Source organism: Caenibius tardaugens NBRC 16725, from assembly GCF_003860345.1.
In the GTDB taxonomy this organism is placed as follows: Bacteria; Pseudomonadota; Alphaproteobacteria; order Sphingomonadales; family Sphingomonadaceae; genus Caenibius; species Caenibius tardaugens.
On the sequence record NZ_CP034179.1, the window covers coordinates 126,301 to 142,851 of the forward strand.

Genomic DNA, 16,551 nt, shown 5'->3' on the forward strand with positions numbered 1-16,551 from the left:
GGAATTGCGAAAACCTGAACGAACACTATATAGCCCTGCACTCTCCGCGCGCTACCCGCGTGGCATATTCGTTTCGTCAGAGGTCATCCATGCCGTCAGTCATTTTCCCCGGTCCCGAAGGCCGCCTCGAGGGTCGTTTCCAGCCCTCTTCCCGCCCGCGTGCGCCGGTCGCCATGATTCTGCACCCGCATCCGCAGGGTGGCGGGACGATGAATGATCGCATTGTCCAACGCCTGTACAAGACATTCGTCGATCGCGGATTCGCCACGCTGCGCTTCAATTTCCGTGGTGTTGGCCGCAGCCAGGGCAGCTTTGACAACGGCATCGGCGAACTGTCCGATGCGGCCGCGGCGCTCGACTGGGTGCAGTCGATCCACCCCGAAGCGCAAACGACGTGGATCGCCGGGTTCAGCTTCGGTGCGCTGATCGGCATGCAGTTGCTCATGCGTCGCCCCGAAATCCGTGGCTTCATCTCGGTCGCACCCCCTGCCAACATGTACGATTTTTCGTTCCTTGCCCCGTGCCCCGCTTCGGGAATCATCGTGCAGGGTGCGGGCGATACCGTGGTTCAGCCGTCCGCCGTGCAGAAGCTGGTCGACAAGCTGCGCACGCAGAAACACATCACGATCCATCACGACGAAATTCCGCGCGCGAACCATTTCTTCGAGCACGAGATTGAAGACCTGATGCTGTCGGTCGACAACTATCTGGATTTCCGCCTCTCTCCCGATTGCCCGATCAAGTAAGGGCGCAGAGGCCCATAAAACCTTTCCGCCAGATGAATGAAGCTGTCAGCTTGCGTTCATCTGGCGAGGCAGATTTACATTCGTGTAAATAAGTTGCGCCGCTCACCTTTCATCGTCCCGAAGATCGGGGGCGGCGGAGAGGAGAGGCAATATGGCTTATGCGCAGTCAGGCACTTCCTACCACAAGGTTGCGACAATCAGTGCGGTTGCCGCGCTGCATGTCGCAGCCGGCTATGTCCTTGTAACCGGGCTTGCCGCCAACGGCGTCCTCCCCGATGTCGCGGCGATTTTCGAAGCGCGCAACATCGCCTACGAACCGCCCCCGCCGCCCCCGGCCATCCCTGAAGAGCAACCGGCGATACAGCCTGACAAGGCCGCGATCGAACCCCGGCAAAGCGTCATCACCGCGCCGATTCAGTTCGACACGACGCCGGTCACATTGCCCGACATCCAAAGCATATTGCCCACGCCCCCGGAACCCCGCGTGGCACCGCCGCCAGCGGATCAGCTGCGCTTCACCCCCGAACCGGTAAGGCCGCGCAACGACCCCGGCGGGTGGGTGCGCGAATCCGACTATTCCTCGCAAGCTATACGACTGGGTCTGGAAGGTATCACGCGCTTCACCCTGACCATCGGGGCCGACGGGCGGGTCAACGATTGCCAGATTTCCGCGTCGAGCGGCCATGCGCTGCTGGACCGGGCGACATGCGATCTGGTGAGCAAGCGCGCCCGCTTCGAACCGGCGCGTAATGACAAGGGTGACAAGGTAACCGGCACTTATTCCAACGCGGTGCGCTGGAAAATCACCAACTAGCGCGTGGCGGCTTCTTGCCGTTTGATCTGCGCCAGCGGGTTTTCCCCGCTGGCGTCAGGGACGGTCCATATGCCAACATTGATGATCGCGATCACGGCAAGCACAACCATCAGCACCACCTGCCGCCGCGCACCGCCACGGCGCCACAGGAAAAAGGCCCCCGACAACAGGGCAATAGCCGCGAGAACGAGTATTGAAAGAACCGTGTCCATGCGTCACTCGTCTTCCGGGCCGAGCGTCGCGTCAAGCCATTCGTCGGCCGCCCCCTGCTCAGCAGCAGGGACAAACCGTCTTTATGGCCAAAATCGGCGCGATCTGCCCGTGCCAGAAGATATCCGCCAAGCAACATGGCGAGCAGACGCAAAACATCGCGATGGCATGGGGGATCGAGCGTCACGTTGGCCTGCACGGCGGATTCGACGCGATCGACATTCTCACTGGAACCAAAAGCGAGCCGCAAGGCAGCATCGCCGACCGACGGATGAATCGGCCCCGGGAGCAGGACGGCCTGTGCCATTTCCTCCCCCCCGAGGCTTTCAAGCTGAACTGTGAACGCCTCTTCCCCAAGGCGACGCAAGCTCCGCCCGTAACCGGCAATCAGGCAAGGCGCCAAGGCTTCCGCAGCTGCGGCCGCCTGAGCCGGTAAAAACCCAAGCCTGACCGTTAAAGCCGACAGCCCGCCTGTGCGGCGTAGCGTATCGAGCATATCCATTTTCAGTTTCCTTGAGCGAATCCCGACAATCCATGCCTTGTGCAAATGTTGCGCGCGGAGCCATAGAGGTGAAATTCCATACTCGGCAATAGGGTGTTTGGCGAAATATTGCGCTCAATCTTTCGTTTTGCGCACTCCTATTGATTGGTCACCCTGCATTCCCGAGGATATCCCCCTGACACACGGGGTGCCAATCAAATCACGCACTTCATTTCTTGTTGAAGAACCCTTTGGCCAGATCCGTAAGGTCGTTCAGCGGGTTACCGTCACCATCGCGATCAAGAATATTGGCGAACTCAGTCAACGAACCTTCGCCACCGATCGCTTGCACGATTTGTTGCAGCGTGTCCTGCGGCAAGCCGGTGGCGGCTGATGCGCCCTCTACCGTATCCCCCTGCATCTGATGCGCCTTGCCGAGCGCGGCGATGGCCTTCTCTGCCGTGGCCGGATCAATCCCTACTTTGGCGGCAAGGTTGACGACATCGTCAGGCGCACCACCCAATCCTTTGAGAAGATTGTCAAAGATACTCATGGATAAAGTTCCTTCCAGTTTCTGCAGGCTGGATCGCAATGATGCACCCTCCGCGCCATGACACAAGTCAAAACACACGGTGCCCGCCATATGCTTTACACCACTCCTTCCAACAGGAATGTGACAGTCCTGCCGCAAACAAGGAGGGATCATGCCACCCCGCGCATTGTCTCTTGCGGCCAGTCCGGCTAGTTTCCGCCGCAAACCACATCACCATCACACTATTCAGGGTCTGCCGCATGGCTCCAGACTATCCCGCAGAATCACCCTGTACCGTTGCTTTGGTCGACGACGACCGCAACATCCTGACGACGGTATCCATCGCATTACAGGCGGAAGGCTTCACCACCCGGGTCTATTCCGATGGCAGCACCGCCTTGAAGGCGCTGACGGAAAATCCGCCGGACCTGGCGGTGTTCGATATCAAAATGCCGCGCATGGACGGCATGGAACTGTTGCGGCGGCTGCGCGAAACGTCGGACCTTCCCGTCATCTTCCTGACAAGCAAGGACGACGAGCTGGATGAAGAGGCCGGCCTCGCCATGGGTGCGGACGATTATATCGCCAAACCTTTCAGCCAGCGGCTGTTGATCGCCCGCATCCGCGCGATCCTGCGCCGCAATCGCACGCCATCCGGCCAATCGGGCGAAAACGGCGATGTCGATACGGGCGCCGCTATGGAAAATCTACTGCGCGGGCGGCTGTCGATGGATCCGGCCCGCCACCATGTGACCTGGGGCGGCGAACCGGTTTCCCTGACTGTGACCGAGTTCCTGATACTGGAGGCCCTCGCCGTCCGCCCAGGGGTGATCAAGTCCCGCAATCAGTTGATGGATGCCGCCTATCCCGATGATGTCTTCGTGGATGATCGAACGGTAGACAGCCATATCAAGCGCATGCGCCGCAAGTTCCGCGTCGTCGACCCGCAGTTTTCGGCGATAGAAACGCTCTATGGGGCGGGATACAGCTTTGACGGCACTTGATCCGCCCATTCGCCCGAGAGGAACCGAGAACCGACCAGAACGGCTGTTCTGGACGCGGCGCGCATCGCTCACCGCGCGTATTCTGGCCGTCAACATCATCGCGCTGGGGTTACTGGCGGGAAGCCTGTTCTACCTCGATTCCTATCGCAAGCAGTTGCTGGCCGAGCGTTTCAAACTGGCCCGCAGCGAAGCACAGATCACGGCCGAGGCGCTGGTCTTGTTTCCCCCGGCAAAGCAGCGAACGCTGATGGTGCAGGTGGGCAAGGAACAAAGCCTGCGGCTGCGGCTCTACAACCCCAAGGGCAAGCTGGTGGCGGACAGCTTCACATTGGCCGAACCGTCGTTCCACCTCGTCGATCCGGCAACAGAACCCTGGTATCAGGAGGCGGCCCGCATTCTCGACCGGGGCATGGACGCCTTGCTCGGCGCGCCGGACATTCCGGCCTATAAAGAGCCTGCGGATACCGACGCGGAATCGTGGGTAGAACTGCACAAGGCCCGCGAGGAAATGCGCAGCCACATCGCCTTGCGCTATGCGCCGGATCGCACACCGATAATTTCCGCCGCAGCGCCTGTCGGCAAGGACGGCACCATGTTGCTGACCACGCGCAACGCCATGGATATCACCGAAAATGTCCGCGATGCCCGCCAGACGCTGGTGATTATCGTGGCGCTGGCGTTGGCCGTTTCGATCCAGCTGTCGCTGTTTCTCGCGCGTACCATAGTCCAGCCTCTGCGGGCGCTCGTCCGTGCGGCCGTGCGGGTCAGGCTGGGGCGCGAACGCCAGGTGGAAGTGCCGCGCCTGCCCGAACGGCGCGATGAAATCGGCATGTTGGCCCGCGCGATATCGGACATGACCGGCGCCTTGCGCCAGCGGATCGACGCGGTCGAACATTTTGCCGCCGATGTCGCCCACGAGATAAAGAACCCGCTGGCCAGTCTGCGCAGTGCGCTTGATACCATGGGCCAGGTCAACGATCCTGAATTGCGGCGGCAACTGACCTCGATCGCCATGCACGATGTGCGCAGGATCGACCGGCTGGTTACGGAAATCGCCGATGCCAGCCGGGTGGACGCAGAACTGAGCCGCGCCATTTTCGAACCGGTCGATCTCGAATTGTTGATCGCCAATGCCATCGCTGCGCGCGAAGACCGGGGCGAAAACGCCGGTCGCGCGATCCGCATGGAACGGCGCGGCGCGGGGCGCGCGGAAGTGTCGGGCGTGCCCATGCGGCTGGAACGGGTCATCGATAACCTGCTGGACAATGCCGTGTCGTTCTCCCCGCCGGGCGATAGGATCGAGGTGACCGTCACCACGCGGGAAGACCGTGTGTGGGTGATGGTCAGCGACCACGGACCGGGCATTCCGGAAAGCGAACGTGAGAAGATTTTCGAGCGTTTCCATTCCGTCCGCCCGGAAAGCGAGGATTTCGGGCAGCACAGCGGCCTCGGGCTGGCCATCGCCCGCACTATCGCCGAAGCCCACGACGGTACCCTGTCCGCAACCGGCCGGCTTGACGGCACACCGGGGGCTTGCCTCGTGCTCGATCTGCCGTTGCTGCAGGAAGAATGGGAAACACACGCATGACCGGCATTCTCCATCAGGCCACCTGCATCGCGATCGGTGGGCGGGCTATTCTGATCGAGGGCGAACCCGGAACCGGCAAGTCGAGCCTGGCGCTCGCGCTGATCGATCGCGGCGCGGCGCTGGTCGGGGATGACGGGGTGCAGTTGCAGGCGGCGGACGGGCTGCTGTTCGCGGCCCCCCACCCCACACCGCAGGCCTGATCGAAGTCCGCAATGTCGGTCTTGTGCCCCTGCCCTGCACCACGGCACCTGTGGCCCTGCTGGTGCGGCTGGAAACGGCCGCGCCACGCTTTGTTGAACAGGCCGAATATACTGAAAGACTGGAAATTCCCCTGCCAACGATCCGTCTTTGGCCGGATAGCCCGGTCCTTGCCCTGCGTGTCGAAATGGCACTGCGGATGCATGGTCTGCACCTTTCAGAGACAGGGGCATAAACCCCTCTTCCCTTTCCGGTCGCTTCGGCGCAGAGAAGCCCGGATGGGACGTGATTCCTCAGATAGTCGTCAGCGCATTTTGCTGATCACCGGAATGTCGGGCGCTGGAAAGACGACCGCCTTGCGCGTGCTCGAAGATCTCGGCTGGGAAGCGATCGACAATTTCCCGGTGCGCCTGCTCGATCGCCTCATCCGTGAACAAGGCAGCGCCGCCACCGACAAAATCCACGCGCCACTGGCGATCGGCTTTGACGCACGCACGCGCGGGTTCGATCCCGAAGGCACGATCGCGCTGGTCAAGGAACTGACCGCGCGCGAAGATCTGGTCGTCTCCACACTGTTTCTGGACTGTTCGGGACAGGAACTCGAACGCCGCTATAACGAGAACCGCCGCCGCCACCCTCTGGCCGATGGCAAACCCGTGTCCATCGGAATTGCGGCGGAACGGGAACTGCTCACCCCCCTGCGGCACTGGGCCGATGCGGTGATCTCGACGACGGATTTCTCCAGCCACGACCTGCAACAGGCCATCCGCGATCAGTTCGCCGATACCGCCGCACGCGAAATGACCGTGACCGTCAGCAGCTTCGGCTTCGCCCGTGGGGTGCCGCCCATAGCCGATCTGATGTTCGACATGCGCTTTCTCGACAATCCGCACTGGCAGCCCGATCTGCGGGAATTGACCGGCAGGGACGCCCCGGTTGGGGAGCATATCCGCCGCGATCCGGCCTATCAGGAGAGTTTCGAACGCATCCGCGATCTGCTTCTTCTGCTGCTCCCAAGGTATGAGAAACAGGGCAAAAGCTACGTGAACATTGCCTTTGGCTGCACCGGCGGCCGCCATCGGTCGGTTTTCGTGACGGAACAGATTGCGCAGGCCTTGCGCGAGGCGGGATTTTCGCCCACTGTCCTTCACCGTAATTTAGGGTCCCGCGCTGCCGAAATGATCGAAGGGCCGCAACAATCATGATCTTGACGGGACACACCGGCGACAGCCCGGTACCAAATCCGCATTGGAGCCATTTTCTCACATGATCGGTATGATTCTGGTGACACATGGCCGCTTGGCCGATGAATTCGTCAACGCCATGGAACACGTGGTGGGCGAACAGGCTGCCGTGGTCACAGTCTGCATCGGCCCTAACGACGATATGGAGGCGCGCCGCGCGGAAATCCGCCACGCGATCGCCGAAGTCGACAGCGGCGATGGCGCAATCGTGCTGACCGACCTGTTCGGCGGCACCCCTTCCAATCTCGCCATTTCCCTGATGGAAGCTGGCAAGGTGGAAGTTATTGCGGGGATCAACCTGCCCATGCTGATCCGGCTGGCCGGTGCGCGCAAGGCCATGTCGATCACCGATGCCGTTTCCGCGGCGCGCGACGCCGGGCGTAACTATATAACTGTGGCGTCCGAATTCCTCGGCCAGGAAGCCTAGGAATCGGATTGGGGGAGACCAGAATGGAAACAATCAGACAGCACGTGGTTATCATTAATCAGCGCGGCCTCCATGCCCGCGCCAGCGCCAAGTTCGTCGAAGCGGTCAGCAAAGTGCCCGACGGAATCGCCGTACGCGTCGCCAAGGACGGCCATGATGCCGCGGGCGGTTCGATACTTGGCCTCATGATGCTTGGCGCAGCCAAGGGTGACACTATCGAAATCGCGGTGACCGGCAGCGAAGCCCATGCCGTGCTGGGCGATCTGGTCGATCTCGTTGCAGGCGGTTTTGGCGAAGAGTGACTTTTTCCGATTATCCGGCCGATGCACGACGCACGATTACCGGCCTGTCCAACCCGACTGTCAAATCCTTGCGCGCCCTGCGCGATACGCGGCTGCGCAAGCGTGAGGGGCGGTTTCTCGCCGAAGGGCTGCGCCTGCTGACCGACGCGCGCGAATCCGGGCTGATACCGCAGACACTGGTCATGGCCGAACGGCGCGACCCGCACCCTTTGCTGACGGCACTTGAAGCCGATATCCTGGCTACCGGTGGCGAGATTCTCGAAGTCAGCGAAGCGGTGCTCGAGAAGATCACCGGTAAGGAAAATCCACAGGCTGTGGCCGGGATCTTCGCGGAATTCGATACCGCGCTCAGCCGCATCGATCGGGAATCCGCGCCGATCTGGCTGGTGGCACAGGCTTTGCGCGATCCCGGCAATCTCGGCACCATGCTGCGCACGGGCGACGCCGTGGGCGCAGGCGGCGTTATTCTGATCGATGATTGCGCCGATCCGTTTTCGGTCGAAGCCGTGCGCGCCAGCATGGGGGCGATCTTCACGCAAAAGGTGGTGCGCGCCCGCTGGGACGAATTTCTGACCTGGCTGCGTGCGGGCACGGGGCAACTGGTCGCCGCGTCATTGCGCGATGCGGTCCCTTATCGCGGCGCGCCCTATCAGGCACCCTGTTTCCTGATGGTCGGCAACGAATCGCGCGGCCTGCCCGAAGAATACGAACGGGCCTGCGATTTGCGCGTCACCATGCCGATGCGCGGCCGCGCCGACAGTCTGAACGCGGCAGTGGCAGCGGCGGTGCTGGCTTACGAAGTGCTCGCCGCGCTGGAAAGCTGAACGGTTCAGCGAAGGCTCAGCCTCACGATCCTATGAACGGCGCATGCGTGCGTCCCTGCTTCTTCTCTCCAGCCTTACCCTTTTCACCTTACCCGGTTGCGCGGCACATGCCGGTGCCGACCACGCGCTGGCGGACACCAGTTGGCGCTTTGTCACGATCGACGGCGCACCGGTGACATCGAAGACCGCGCGGCTCAAATTCGAAGGCGACCGGCTTGGCGCCAATGTGGGCTGCAACAGTATGGGTGGCCCTTGGCGCGTGGAGGAACAGCGGCTTCTCGCCGGCCCGCTGAACCAGACCGAAATGTATTGCGACGGGCCTGTCTGGAATCAGGAACGGGCCACCTCGCTGCTGCTGGCCGCCGCACCGCAAGTGGAGATCAGCGGCGATCGGCTGGAACTGCGCTCAAGCGGCCATTCAGCCGAACTCGAACGCATCATCCCCAACGAAAACTAATCGCCCGCAATCAGGCTGGTGATGCTCCATTTTCCGTTACGGCTGGAGGCGATCAGGCGATAAGCGATCAGGCTGCGCAAGGAACTGGTCTCAATGTAGCCCACGGTCCTGTCAGGCAATTTCACCTTCTGGAACGGCGCTGTCGGCTGGAAGCCGTCAGTCAGTTCCACCACGTCCCACGACAGTTTGCGCAATTCGTCGGAATCGCCATCGGGCGCGGACATCAGCGGCACATTCTCGCCCCGCACCAGCATACCCACCATCGGATCGATGCTGCCGAAATCCTGATCGAAGTACCAGGGAATGGTAATCCCGCCCTGCCCGTTCTTCGCACAACCGAGCGCGAGCATTTCGTCCAGTTCATCCCACAGGCTGCGATCCGACTGCATCAATTGCGAACGCAACAGATTGGCCCCGGCGCCGCCACCGAAATTCAACCGCACATCATTGGCAACCAGCGCAATCAGGCCTTCGATATCGCGATCGGCGACCACCTTGTTCAACTGTGCGCGGAATTCGATCGCCCCGGGCATGGTCGCGCATTCATCGCGCGGCGCATAGGTACCCTGCCCCAGCATGATTGCCGGATTTTCTCCGGCGGCCTTGGCTATCAGCGTATCGGCGGCTTTGGCGATCTTTTGTGACGGGGCAGGTTCGTCCTTCTTGCAGGCCGCCAGGGCCAGAACCATCGCCAACACCGCCAACCGTTTCATTCCATCACTCCTGTCGAGACTGGTTGAAACACCTGACGGCGCGCCCTCCGGCCTACGCTATTCTTCCTGCGCGCCGGTGTAGCGCGGCGCACTTTCCACAAGGGGGACATCCTCCGCCTCGCGTCGGCCGGTTTCGATGCCCTTGTCCTTCAGCTTCCGTGCGGCAGACAAGACGTTGCGCTCGAAGCTTCCGACAAACTTATTGTAATTGTTGACCGCCGTGTCCAGCCCAGAACCGACACGTTTCAGATGTTCTGCAGCAATTGCGATACGATCATGCAGATCGGCCCCGAGACGCCCGATTTCGCGCGCTTCGCGGGCCAGTCCATCCTGCCGCCAGACTTGCGCCACCGTGCGGGCAATCGCCACCAGATTGGTAGGGGTGGCCAACAGCACCTTCTTTTCAAAGGCAAAATCCCACAGCGTCGGATCGAATTCCAGCGCCGCCGCAACGAAGTGTTCACCGGGTACGAACATCACCACATAATCGGGCGCGTCCTCGAATTGCGACTGGTAGCTCTTGGCCGAGAGCTGCTGGACATGGTTGCGCATCGAGCGCACGTGATCGGTCAGGGCCGCCTTGCGCGCATCATCCCCATCCGCCTCGAACGCCTGCTGATAGGCGTTGAGCGACACCTTCGCATCGATAACCAATTGTTTCCCACCGGGAATCCGCACGATAGCATCGGGCCGCAAGCGCCCGTCTTCGGTTTCGATCGAATGTTCGAGCTGGAAATCGGTATGCTGCGAAAGGCCGCAGGTTTCGAGCAGGTTCTTCAACTGCTGTTCGCCCCAGCGGCCCCGCGCCTTGGGGGCATTGGTCAGGCTGTTACCCAGCCGCTGCGCTTCGCGGCGCACCTGTTCCTGCCCTTCCCGCATGGAATTGATCAGCCCGGTCAACTCGCCAAAGGCGTTGACGCGCTGTTTTTCCAGTGTTTCGACCTGCTCCTCATACCGTTTCAGACGTTCGCCCACGGGGTGGAGCAACGCCCTGATCTTGTCTTCGGAGGATTTTTCCGCATGGCCGAACCGTTCGTTGGCCCGGGCGAGAAAAGCCTCCTGCGCCTTGGTCAATACGGCGGATCCGGTGTTCTGAAACTCTTTCAGCAGTTCTTCGCGCGCTTCGACCAGCAGGCGTTTCTGTTCATCGAAATTCGCCGATTTTTCCCGCAATTGCGCCAGTTCAGAGGCAAGTTCCCGCTGTTCGCGGCGCAGCGCATCGACCAGTTGGGCATGTTCCGCCCGGGTCTGATCCAGCGTGCGCATAAGATCGCCACGCGTGCGTTCCAGCACGGCCCCATGTTCGCCGCGCAACCGTTCCACTTCTTCGCCATGGACCCGCCGCGCGCCATCCATCCCCGCCACATGTTCGGCCCGGACCTGTTCCAGCGTTTCGGCCAGACTATCCGCCCGTTCCGCCCGCACACTCGCCCCTTCGAGTTCGACAATGGCGCGGCGGAACTTCTCATCCAAGTCCCGCGCCTCCGCATCGCGTGCGGCGTGCCGCGCACGCCAATCCGCCACCGGACGCGAACCGAAAAACCAGCCCGCCGCCACACCCAGAACGAGGCCCGCGACGAGAACGACAAGAACGAGAAGCGTAGAATCCATGCCTTACACTAGGCGGAACGGAGCAAGAACACCAGTCAAACCGTCGAACTTCCCACAACGCCGTATGAGCAGTGGCCGTGGCACCCATCTGACCCCACCGCCCGGAATCAAAAATGGCGCGGACCGCAGCCCACGCCATTTTGTCATGTCCACGGCAAATGCCGGGCGATTATCGTGCGATCACGCCGCGCGGCGCAGCTTTTCCAGTTTCTTGATCGCCATATTGCGTTTCAGCCGCGAAAGGTGATCGATGAACAGGATGCCTTCGAGGTGATCCATTTCATGCTGGAGGCAGGTGGCCATCAGGCCTTCCATATCCTCTTCATGGACCGTGCCGTCGATATCCTGCCAGCGCGCGCGGATCGTCGCCGGGCGTTCCACTTCGGCGTAGATTTCCGGCACCGACAGGCAGCCTTCCTGATAGACCGCGTGTTCTTCCGACGGGTTGAGGATTTCGGGGTTGATGAACACCCGCGGTTCCTTGATCGTCGGCTGATGCGTGTGGTGGTGGCCGCCGTGCGCGGTGCACACTTCGGGTTCGGCATCCGGATCGTCGGGCTGAAGATCGATCACCAGCACGCGCAGGGGCACACCCACCTGTATCGCGGCAAGGCCGATGCCGGGCGCATCATACATCGTCTCGAACATGTCGGCGACGAGCGTTTTCAATTCGTCATCGAACGCTTCGACCGGCTTGGAGACAGTCTTCAGCCGGGGGTCCGGCACTTCCAGGATTTCGCGAATAGCCATGGCCTGCAAATAAGCGCGACAGGGCGATTCATCAAGTATTCGTATGGGAAGGATTCGTGTGGACCCCCAGCAAAATAGGGCGCCCGACGCTCACCCCACAGGCCGGCGCGCGCGCAAGGCCTGCGCCAATGTCCCTTCATCGAGGTAATCGAGTTCGCCGCCCACCGGCAGACCATGGGCTAGCTGGGTGATACGGATCGGGTAGTTTTCAAGCCGTTCCGCGATGTAATGCGCAGTCGTCTGCCCTTCCAGCGTCGCGTTCATCGCCAGCACGACCTCGTCGATGCCGCCCTCGGCCACGCGGGCGATCAGCCGGTCGATCGTCAGGTCTTCGGGGCGCACCCCTTCCAGCGCGGAAAGACGCCCACCCAGCACGTGATAGCGGCCCGTAAACAGCTTCGCCCGGTCCAGCGCCCAGAGATCGGCCACATCCTCCACCACGCAGAGCGCGCGGGCATCGCGGCGCGGATCGGCGCAGATCGCGCAGGGGTTACGCGTATCGACATTGCCGCAGGTTTCACATTCGACGAGGGTTTCCTGCACTGCCGTCAACGCCTCAACCAGTTGGTTCAATGCGGATTCGCGCCGTTTCACCAGCCATAACACCGCGCGGCGGGCCGAACGGGGGCCGAGGCCGGGCAACCGGGCCAATGCGCCTGCGAGGGTTTCGATCTCTTGCGATGCCATGGGGGTGGAGATAGGGCTTTCACCGCGAACACGAAAGGCCACGAATTCCGCTTATGCGCATCATCTTCATGGGAACGCCGGACTTTGCCGTGCCGACACTGGCCGCGTTGCATGACGCGGGCCATACCATCGTGGCGGTCTACACCCAGCCCCCCCGCCCTGCGGGCCGGGGCAAGCAGTTGCAGCCCAGCCCCGTGCAGAAAGAGGCGGAAATCCGCCAGCTGGAGGTGCGCTGCCCGGTGAGCCTGAAAGACCCGGACGCGCAGGCCACCTTCGCCGCGCTGGATGCCGATATCGCGGTGGTGGCGGCCTATGGCCTGATCCTGCCGGTGCCGGTACTGGAAGCGCCGCGCCACGGCTGTCTCAACGTCCACGCCTCGATCCTGCCGCACTGGCGCGGCGCGGCGCCGATCCAGCGCGCGATTCTGGCGGGCGATCCGGTGACGGGCGTAACGATCATGCAGATGGAAAAGGGCCTCGATACCGGGCCAATGCTGACCACTGCCCGCGTGCAGATCGAACACAAGACCGCCGGTGAACTGACTGCCGAACTGGCGGAACTGGGCGCGCAACTGATGGTCGGCACGCTGATCGATCTCGCCGCGCTGCATCCCGTACCGCAAGACGATCTGGAAGCCACCCACGCCCCCAAGATCGACAAGCGCGAGGCCCGCATCGATTTCCATCGCGATGCCGAATTCATCGAACGGCAAGTACGCGCCTTTGCCCCCGCCCCCGGCGCGTTCTTTGAAATCGGGCAGGACCGGTTCCGGGTGCTCGCCGCCGATGTGATCGGCCGCGAAGGCGCGCCGGGCACGGTGCTGGACGATCAGTTGACCATTGCCTGCGGCCACGGCGCGCTGCGCCCGACGCTGATCCAGCGCGCGGGCAAACCGGCCATGGAAACCGCAGCCCTGCTCCGCGGCCGGCCGATCCCGGCTGGCACGGTGCTGGGATAGAGCGCGCGCAGCCGATGGCACGCTTTGCCCTGACACTGGAATTCGATGGCGGCGCCTTCATGGGGCTGCAACGGCAGGCGCACGGCCCATCGGTGCAGCAATCGGTGGAAGAGGCCGTGCAGAAAATCACCGGCGAGGATGTGCGCATGCATTCCGCCGGGCGCACCGACGCGGGGGTGCATGCGCTGGCCATGCGCAGCCATGTCGATATCGCGAAAGACATCACGCCTTTCCGCCTGATGGAAGCGATCAACGCACTGGTCCGCCCGGCCCCGATCGCGGTGACCGCCTGCGCCGTGGTGCCCGATGACTGGCATGCCCGGTTTTCCTGCATCGGCCGCAGTTATATCTATCGTATCGTCAACCGCCGCGCACCGCTGACGCTGGACAAGGGCCACGCCTGGCATCTGGCCCGCCCGCTCGATGCAGAGGCGATGCACCGCGCCGCGCAGGCGCTGGTCGGGCGGCACGATTTCACCACGTTCCGGTCTGCGCATTGCCAGGCGCATGACCCGGTAAAAACGCTGGACCGGCTGGATGTGCGGCGCGAAGGCGAATGCGTGCTGATCGAGGCTTCCGCGCGCAGTTTCCTCCACCATCAGGTGCGGTCCATGGTCGGCACGCTGGCGCTGGTCGGCCTTGGCCAGTGGCGCGAGGGCCAGGTGGCCGAAGCACTGGCCGCGCGGCAACGGCAGGCGCTTGGGCTTAATGCCCCGCCCGACGGGCTGTACTTCGTCGGGGCGCGCTATCCCGAGTGATATCCAAGACGCATAAAAGAAGGGGAGAACGACATGGGAACTACCGGCAAGGCCATCGCATCGACATATGCCGCCGATGGCACATTGACAGTCGCACTGATCGATCAGGACCTGCCCGATCCCACCGGCCATGAAGTGCTGGTCCGTGTGGAAGCGGCCCCGATCAACCCTTCCGACCTGCTGGCCCTGTTCGGCCCGTTCGATTTTGCCACAGCCGACTATACGCCCGGCAAAGTCGTCGGGCGGTTCGACCGCCCGGCCCCGCCCCCGTTCGTCAAGCGCATGGGCCATCCAATGCCCGGGGGCAATGAAGGCGCGGGCACCGTAATCGCGGCAGGCGATGCGCCCGAGGCGCAGGCGCTGCTGGGTAAAGTCGTCACTGGCCTGCAAGGCGGGATGTATGCCGAATATCGCCTGCTCGACGCGCGGGCCTGCATGCCCCTACCCGATGGCATCGACGCGGCAACCGGGGCGTCCAGCTTCGTCAATCCGATGACCGCGCTGACGTTCGTCGAAACCATGCGCAAGGAAGGCTTCACCGGCCTGATCCACACCGCCGCGGCCTCCAATCTGGGCCAGATCCTCGTAAAAATCTGTCGCGAGGATGGCGTGCCGCTGGTCAATATCGTACGCAAGGAAGAACAGGCCGCGCTGCTGCGATCGATCGGGGCGGAGCATATCTGCAACTCCAGCGCCCCCGATTTCCACGAACAACTGGTTGCTGCGATCAAGGCAACCGGGGCCATGCTGGCCTTCGACGCGGTGGGCGGCGGCGATCTGGCGGGGCGCATTCTGACGGCCATGGAAGAAGTCGCCGCTATCGATGCGCCTTACGATCCCTATGGCACGCACGTGCGCAAGAAAGTCTGCATCTATGGCATTCTCGATCGCGGACCGACCGTGTTCGAGCGGGAAATCGGCTTCACCTGGGAGCTTTCGGGCTACATCCTGACTGATTTTCTGGCGCAGAACCCGCCCGAATGGATCGCCAGTGCCTATGCCCGGGTCGCCGCGGGTCTGACCACGACATTCGCCAGCCATTACACCGCCAGAGTACCGCTTGCGCGGATGCTCGATCGCGATGTTCTGGCCGCATATGCGCAGATGCGCACCGGCGAAAAGGTGCTGATCGTCCCCCACGGCTGAAATACGAAAAGGGGCGGCACCATCCGGCGCCGCCCCTTTTTCCGGTCTCTTCCAGCGTCACGCCAGAAGATCGACCCTAGGCTTTCGCGACCACGCTTTCCGGCAGTTCCGTGCCGAACACGCGCTGATAATATTCGGCGACCAGCATCCGTTCCGCCTCGTCGCACTTGTTGAGGAAGCTGAGGCGGAAGGCAAAGCCGACATCCTTGAAAATCGCAGCATTCTGCGCCCAGGTGATCACCGTCCGCGGGCTCATCACCGTGGAGATATCGCCATTGATGAAACCCTGACGGGTCAGATCGGCAACGCGCACCATGTCGGCAATCGCCTTGGGATCGGAATCCGGGTTCTTCGATTGCACGATTTTCTGTTCGGTTTCGGCAGGCAGGTAGTTCAGGCCGACGACGATGTTCCAGCGGTCCATCTGGCCCTGGTTGATCTGCTGCGTGCCGTGGTACAGCCCGCTGGTATCGCCAAGACCCACCGTATTCGCCGTTGCGAACAGCCGGAAATTGGGATCGGGGCGGATCACGCGGTTCTGGTCCAGCAAGGTCAGCTTGCCTTCGGTTTCGAGAACGCGCTGGATCACGAACATCACGTCCGGGCGGCCCGCATCGTATTCGTCGAACACCAGCGCCACGGGGTGTTGCAGCGCCCAGGGCAGCAACCCTTCGCGGAATTCGGTGACCTGCAGGCCATCGCGCAAAACAATGGCATCGCGGCCGATCAGATCGATACGGCTGATATGCGCATCCAGGTTGATGCGGATGCACGGCCATTTCAGGCGGGCAGCAACCTGTTCGATATGGGTCGATTTGCCGGTACCGTGGTACCCCTGCACCATCACCCGGCGATTGAACGCGAAACCAGCAAGAATAGCCAGCGTCGTATCCGGATCGAACACGTAGCTGGCATCAAGATCGGGCACGCGTTCATCCGCGACCGAAAAGGCCGGGACGGTCATGTCGATATCGATGCCAAAGACGTCGCGTACGCTGACTTCGATATCCGGTGCAGGCAGGGCGGTTTTCGCGCCGTGTTCGAAAGCTTTGTCGGTCATATCATTCATCGCGCAAACGACCTAGACGCGCGCGCCCCGC

General features: G+C 62.3%; 21 protein-coding genes. 14 read left to right on the forward strand and 7 right to left on the reverse strand.

What is annotated here, in order from left to right; translation table 11 throughout:
• The first annotated feature begins 89 nt into the window (after positions 1–89).
• Together EGO55_RS00630 and EGO55_RS00635 are read left to right on the forward strand one after the other, a co-directional pair.
• Positions 90–746 carry an alpha/beta hydrolase gene (locus EGO55_RS00630; protein ID WP_021689045.1) on the forward strand — a complete coding sequence of 219 codons (657 nt, stop codon included), beginning with the start codon at positions 90–92 and terminating at the stop codon, positions 744–746.
• 151 nt (positions 747–897) lie between these two features.
• A complete protein-coding gene (locus EGO55_RS00635; protein WP_021689046.1) occupies positions 898–1,560 on the forward strand; it encodes an energy transducer TonB in 663 nt (220 codons plus the stop codon).
• Here the strand turns inward: EGO55_RS00635 and EGO55_RS00640 are convergent.
• A complete protein-coding gene (locus tag EGO55_RS00640) occupies positions 1,557–1,772 on the reverse strand; it encodes a hypothetical protein (RefSeq protein ID WP_021689047.1) in 216 nt (71 codons plus the stop codon). The genes EGO55_RS00635 and EGO55_RS00640 overlap by 4 nt on opposite strands.
• A gap of 83 nt (positions 1,773–1,855) precedes the next feature.
• Between EGO55_RS00640 and EGO55_RS00645 the strand changes: the two genes are divergently transcribed.
• The gene (locus EGO55_RS00645) at positions 1,856–2,206 is read left to right on the forward strand and encodes a hypothetical protein (RefSeq protein ID WP_124916666.1); all 351 of its coding nucleotides are present in this window, start codon (positions 1,856–1,858) and stop codon (positions 2,204–2,206) included.
• 274 nt (positions 2,207–2,480) lie between these two features.
• Here the strand turns inward: EGO55_RS00645 and EGO55_RS00650 are convergent, their stop codons facing one another.
• Positions 2,481–2,894 carry a hypothetical protein gene (locus EGO55_RS00650; RefSeq protein ID WP_210766610.1) on the reverse strand — a complete coding sequence of 138 codons (414 nt, stop codon included), beginning with the start codon at positions 2,892–2,894 and terminating at the stop codon, positions 2,481–2,483.
• A gap of 149 nt (positions 2,895–3,043) precedes the next feature.
• Here EGO55_RS00650 and EGO55_RS00655 point away from each other — a divergent pair, with 149 nt between their 5' ends.
• The 8 genes from EGO55_RS00655 (at position 3,044) to EGO55_RS00690 (ending at position 8,827) form a co-directional block, all read left to right on the forward strand.
• Complete coding sequence (locus EGO55_RS00655) at positions 3,044–3,787, forward strand: response regulator transcription factor (protein ID WP_021689050.1); 744 nt, start codon at positions 3,044–3,046, stop codon at positions 3,785–3,787.
• A complete protein-coding gene (locus tag EGO55_RS00660) occupies positions 3,774–5,375 on the forward strand; it encodes an ATP-binding protein (RefSeq protein WP_210766611.1) in 1,602 nt (533 codons plus the stop codon). The genes EGO55_RS00655 and EGO55_RS00660 overlap by 14 nt, the downstream gene beginning before the upstream one ends.
• Positions 5,372–5,575, forward strand: a complete 204-nt coding sequence (locus tag EGO55_RS21560) for an HPr kinase/phosphorylase (protein ID WP_210766612.1) — start codon at positions 5,372–5,374, stop codon at positions 5,573–5,575. The genes EGO55_RS00660 and EGO55_RS21560 overlap by 4 nt, the downstream gene beginning before the upstream one ends.
• Before the next feature lie 276 nt (positions 5,576–5,851).
• Entirely contained in the window at positions 5,852–6,778 is a 927-nt protein-coding gene (gene rapZ, locus EGO55_RS00670; protein WP_040715009.1) for an RNase adapter RapZ, read from the forward strand.
• A gap of 61 nt (positions 6,779–6,839) precedes the next feature.
• Positions 6,840–7,244, forward strand: a complete 405-nt coding sequence (locus EGO55_RS00675; protein WP_021689054.1) for a PTS sugar transporter subunit IIA — start codon at positions 6,840–6,842, stop codon at positions 7,242–7,244.
• A gap of 23 nt (positions 7,245–7,267) precedes the next feature.
• Positions 7,268–7,546, forward strand: coding sequence for an HPr family phosphocarrier protein (locus EGO55_RS00680; RefSeq protein WP_021689055.1), 279 nt, complete (start codon positions 7,268–7,270; stop codon positions 7,544–7,546).
• Positions 7,543–8,370, forward strand: a complete 828-nt coding sequence (locus tag EGO55_RS00685; protein WP_021689056.1) for a TrmH family RNA methyltransferase — start codon at positions 7,543–7,545, stop codon at positions 8,368–8,370. The genes EGO55_RS00680 and EGO55_RS00685 overlap by 4 nt, the downstream gene beginning before the upstream one ends.
• Before the next feature lie 43 nt (positions 8,371–8,413).
• On the forward strand, positions 8,414–8,827 hold the full coding sequence (locus EGO55_RS00690) for an META domain-containing protein (RefSeq protein ID WP_021689057.1): 414 nt from the start codon (positions 8,414–8,416) through the stop codon (positions 8,825–8,827).
• On the opposite strand, the gene EGO55_RS00695 is transcribed toward EGO55_RS00690, so the two are convergent.
• The 4 genes from EGO55_RS00695 to recR form a co-directional block, all read right to left on the reverse strand.
• A complete protein-coding gene (locus EGO55_RS00695) occupies positions 8,824–9,540 on the reverse strand; it encodes a hypothetical protein (protein WP_021689058.1) in 717 nt (238 codons plus the stop codon). The genes EGO55_RS00690 and EGO55_RS00695 overlap by 4 nt on opposite strands.
• Before the next feature lie 57 nt (positions 9,541–9,597).
• A complete protein-coding gene (locus EGO55_RS00700; protein WP_021689059.1) occupies positions 9,598–11,151 on the reverse strand; it encodes a DNA recombination protein RmuC in 1,554 nt (517 codons plus the stop codon).
• Positions 11,152–11,331: 180 nt separating this feature from the next.
• Positions 11,332–11,901: a peptide deformylase gene (gene def, locus EGO55_RS00705; protein WP_021689060.1), complete on the reverse strand. Its 570-nt coding sequence runs from the start codon at positions 11,899–11,901 to the stop codon at positions 11,332–11,334.
• A 90-nt stretch (positions 11,902–11,991) separates the two neighbouring features.
• Positions 11,992–12,588 (reverse strand): recombination mediator RecR, encoded by a 597-nt coding sequence (recR, locus tag EGO55_RS00710; RefSeq protein ID WP_021689061.1) that lies wholly within the window; start codon positions 12,586–12,588, stop codon positions 11,992–11,994.
• A gap of 53 nt (positions 12,589–12,641) precedes the next feature.
• Here recR and fmt point away from each other — a divergent pair, with 53 nt between their 5' ends.
• From fmt to EGO55_RS00725, 3 genes are read left to right on the forward strand one after another with little or no spacing between them, the layout of a single operon-like run.
• Entirely contained in the window at positions 12,642–13,547 is a 906-nt protein-coding gene (fmt, locus tag EGO55_RS00715; RefSeq protein WP_021689062.1) for a methionyl-tRNA formyltransferase, read from the forward strand.
• A gap of 14 nt (positions 13,548–13,561) precedes the next feature.
• The gene (truA, locus tag EGO55_RS00720; RefSeq protein WP_021689063.1) at positions 13,562–14,305 is read left to right on the forward strand and encodes a tRNA pseudouridine(38-40) synthase TruA; all 744 of its coding nucleotides are present in this window, start codon (positions 13,562–13,564) and stop codon (positions 14,303–14,305) included.
• A gap of 33 nt (positions 14,306–14,338) precedes the next feature.
• Complete coding sequence (locus EGO55_RS00725; protein ID WP_021689064.1) at positions 14,339–15,451, forward strand: zinc-binding dehydrogenase; 1,113 nt, start codon at positions 14,339–14,341, stop codon at positions 15,449–15,451.
• Positions 15,452–15,527: 76 nt separating this feature from the next.
• Here EGO55_RS00725 and cobS read toward each other — a convergent pair whose 3' ends face one another.
• The gene (gene cobS, locus EGO55_RS00730) at positions 15,528–16,520 is read right to left on the reverse strand and encodes a cobaltochelatase subunit CobS (protein ID WP_021689065.1); all 993 of its coding nucleotides are present in this window, start codon (positions 16,518–16,520) and stop codon (positions 15,528–15,530) included.
• Positions 16,521–16,551 lie beyond the last annotated feature (31 nt).

Excerpts from the sequence above, each read along its gene's own strand:
- EGO55_RS00680 (WP_021689055.1), top strand. The coding sequence starts at position 7,268 with ATGGAAACAATCAGACAGCACGTGGTTATCATTAATCAGCGCGGCCTC.
- def (WP_021689060.1), bottom strand. The coding sequence starts at position 11,901 with ATGGCTATTCGCGAAATCCTGGAAGTGCCGGACCCCCGGCTGAAGACT.
- EGO55_RS00695 (WP_021689058.1), bottom strand. The coding sequence starts at position 9,540 with ATGAAACGGTTGGCGGTGTTGGCGATGGTTCTGGCCCTGGCGGCCTGC.
- EGO55_RS00675 (WP_021689054.1), top strand. The coding sequence starts at position 6,840 with ATGATCGGTATGATTCTGGTGACACATGGCCGCTTGGCCGATGAATTC.
- fmt (WP_021689062.1), top strand. The coding sequence starts at position 12,642 with ATGCGCATCATCTTCATGGGAACGCCGGACTTTGCCGTGCCGACACTG.
- cobS (WP_021689065.1), bottom strand. The coding sequence starts at position 16,520 with ATGAATGATATGACCGACAAAGCTTTCGAACACGGCGCGAAAACCGCC.
- EGO55_RS00700 (WP_021689059.1), bottom strand. The coding sequence starts at position 11,151 with ATGGATTCTACGCTTCTCGTTCTTGTCGTTCTCGTCGCGGGCCTCGTT.
- EGO55_RS00725 (WP_021689064.1), top strand. The coding sequence starts at position 14,339 with ATGGGAACTACCGGCAAGGCCATCGCATCGACATATGCCGCCGATGGC.
- EGO55_RS21560 (WP_210766612.1), top strand. The coding sequence starts at position 5,372 with ATGACCGGCATTCTCCATCAGGCCACCTGCATCGCGATCGGTGGGCGG.
- EGO55_RS00630 (WP_021689045.1), top strand. The coding sequence starts at position 90 with ATGCCGTCAGTCATTTTCCCCGGTCCCGAAGGCCGCCTCGAGGGTCGT.
- EGO55_RS00640 (WP_021689047.1), bottom strand. The coding sequence starts at position 1,772 with ATGGACACGGTTCTTTCAATACTCGTTCTCGCGGCTATTGCCCTGTTG.
- EGO55_RS00635 (WP_021689046.1), top strand. The coding sequence starts at position 898 with ATGGCTTATGCGCAGTCAGGCACTTCCTACCACAAGGTTGCGACAATC.
- EGO55_RS00690 (WP_021689057.1), top strand. The coding sequence starts at position 8,414 with ATGCGTGCGTCCCTGCTTCTTCTCTCCAGCCTTACCCTTTTCACCTTA.
- rapZ (WP_040715009.1), top strand. The coding sequence starts at position 5,852 with ATGGGACGTGATTCCTCAGATAGTCGTCAGCGCATTTTGCTGATCACC.
- EGO55_RS00645 (WP_124916666.1), top strand. The coding sequence starts at position 1,856 with ATGGCCAAAATCGGCGCGATCTGCCCGTGCCAGAAGATATCCGCCAAG.
- truA (WP_021689063.1), top strand. The coding sequence starts at position 13,562 with ATGGCACGCTTTGCCCTGACACTGGAATTCGATGGCGGCGCCTTCATG.
- recR (WP_021689061.1), bottom strand. The coding sequence starts at position 12,588 with ATGGCATCGCAAGAGATCGAAACCCTCGCAGGCGCATTGGCCCGGTTG.
- EGO55_RS00650 (WP_210766610.1), bottom strand. The coding sequence starts at position 2,894 with ATGGCGGGCACCGTGTGTTTTGACTTGTGTCATGGCGCGGAGGGTGCA.
- EGO55_RS00655 (WP_021689050.1), top strand. The coding sequence starts at position 3,044 with ATGGCTCCAGACTATCCCGCAGAATCACCCTGTACCGTTGCTTTGGTC.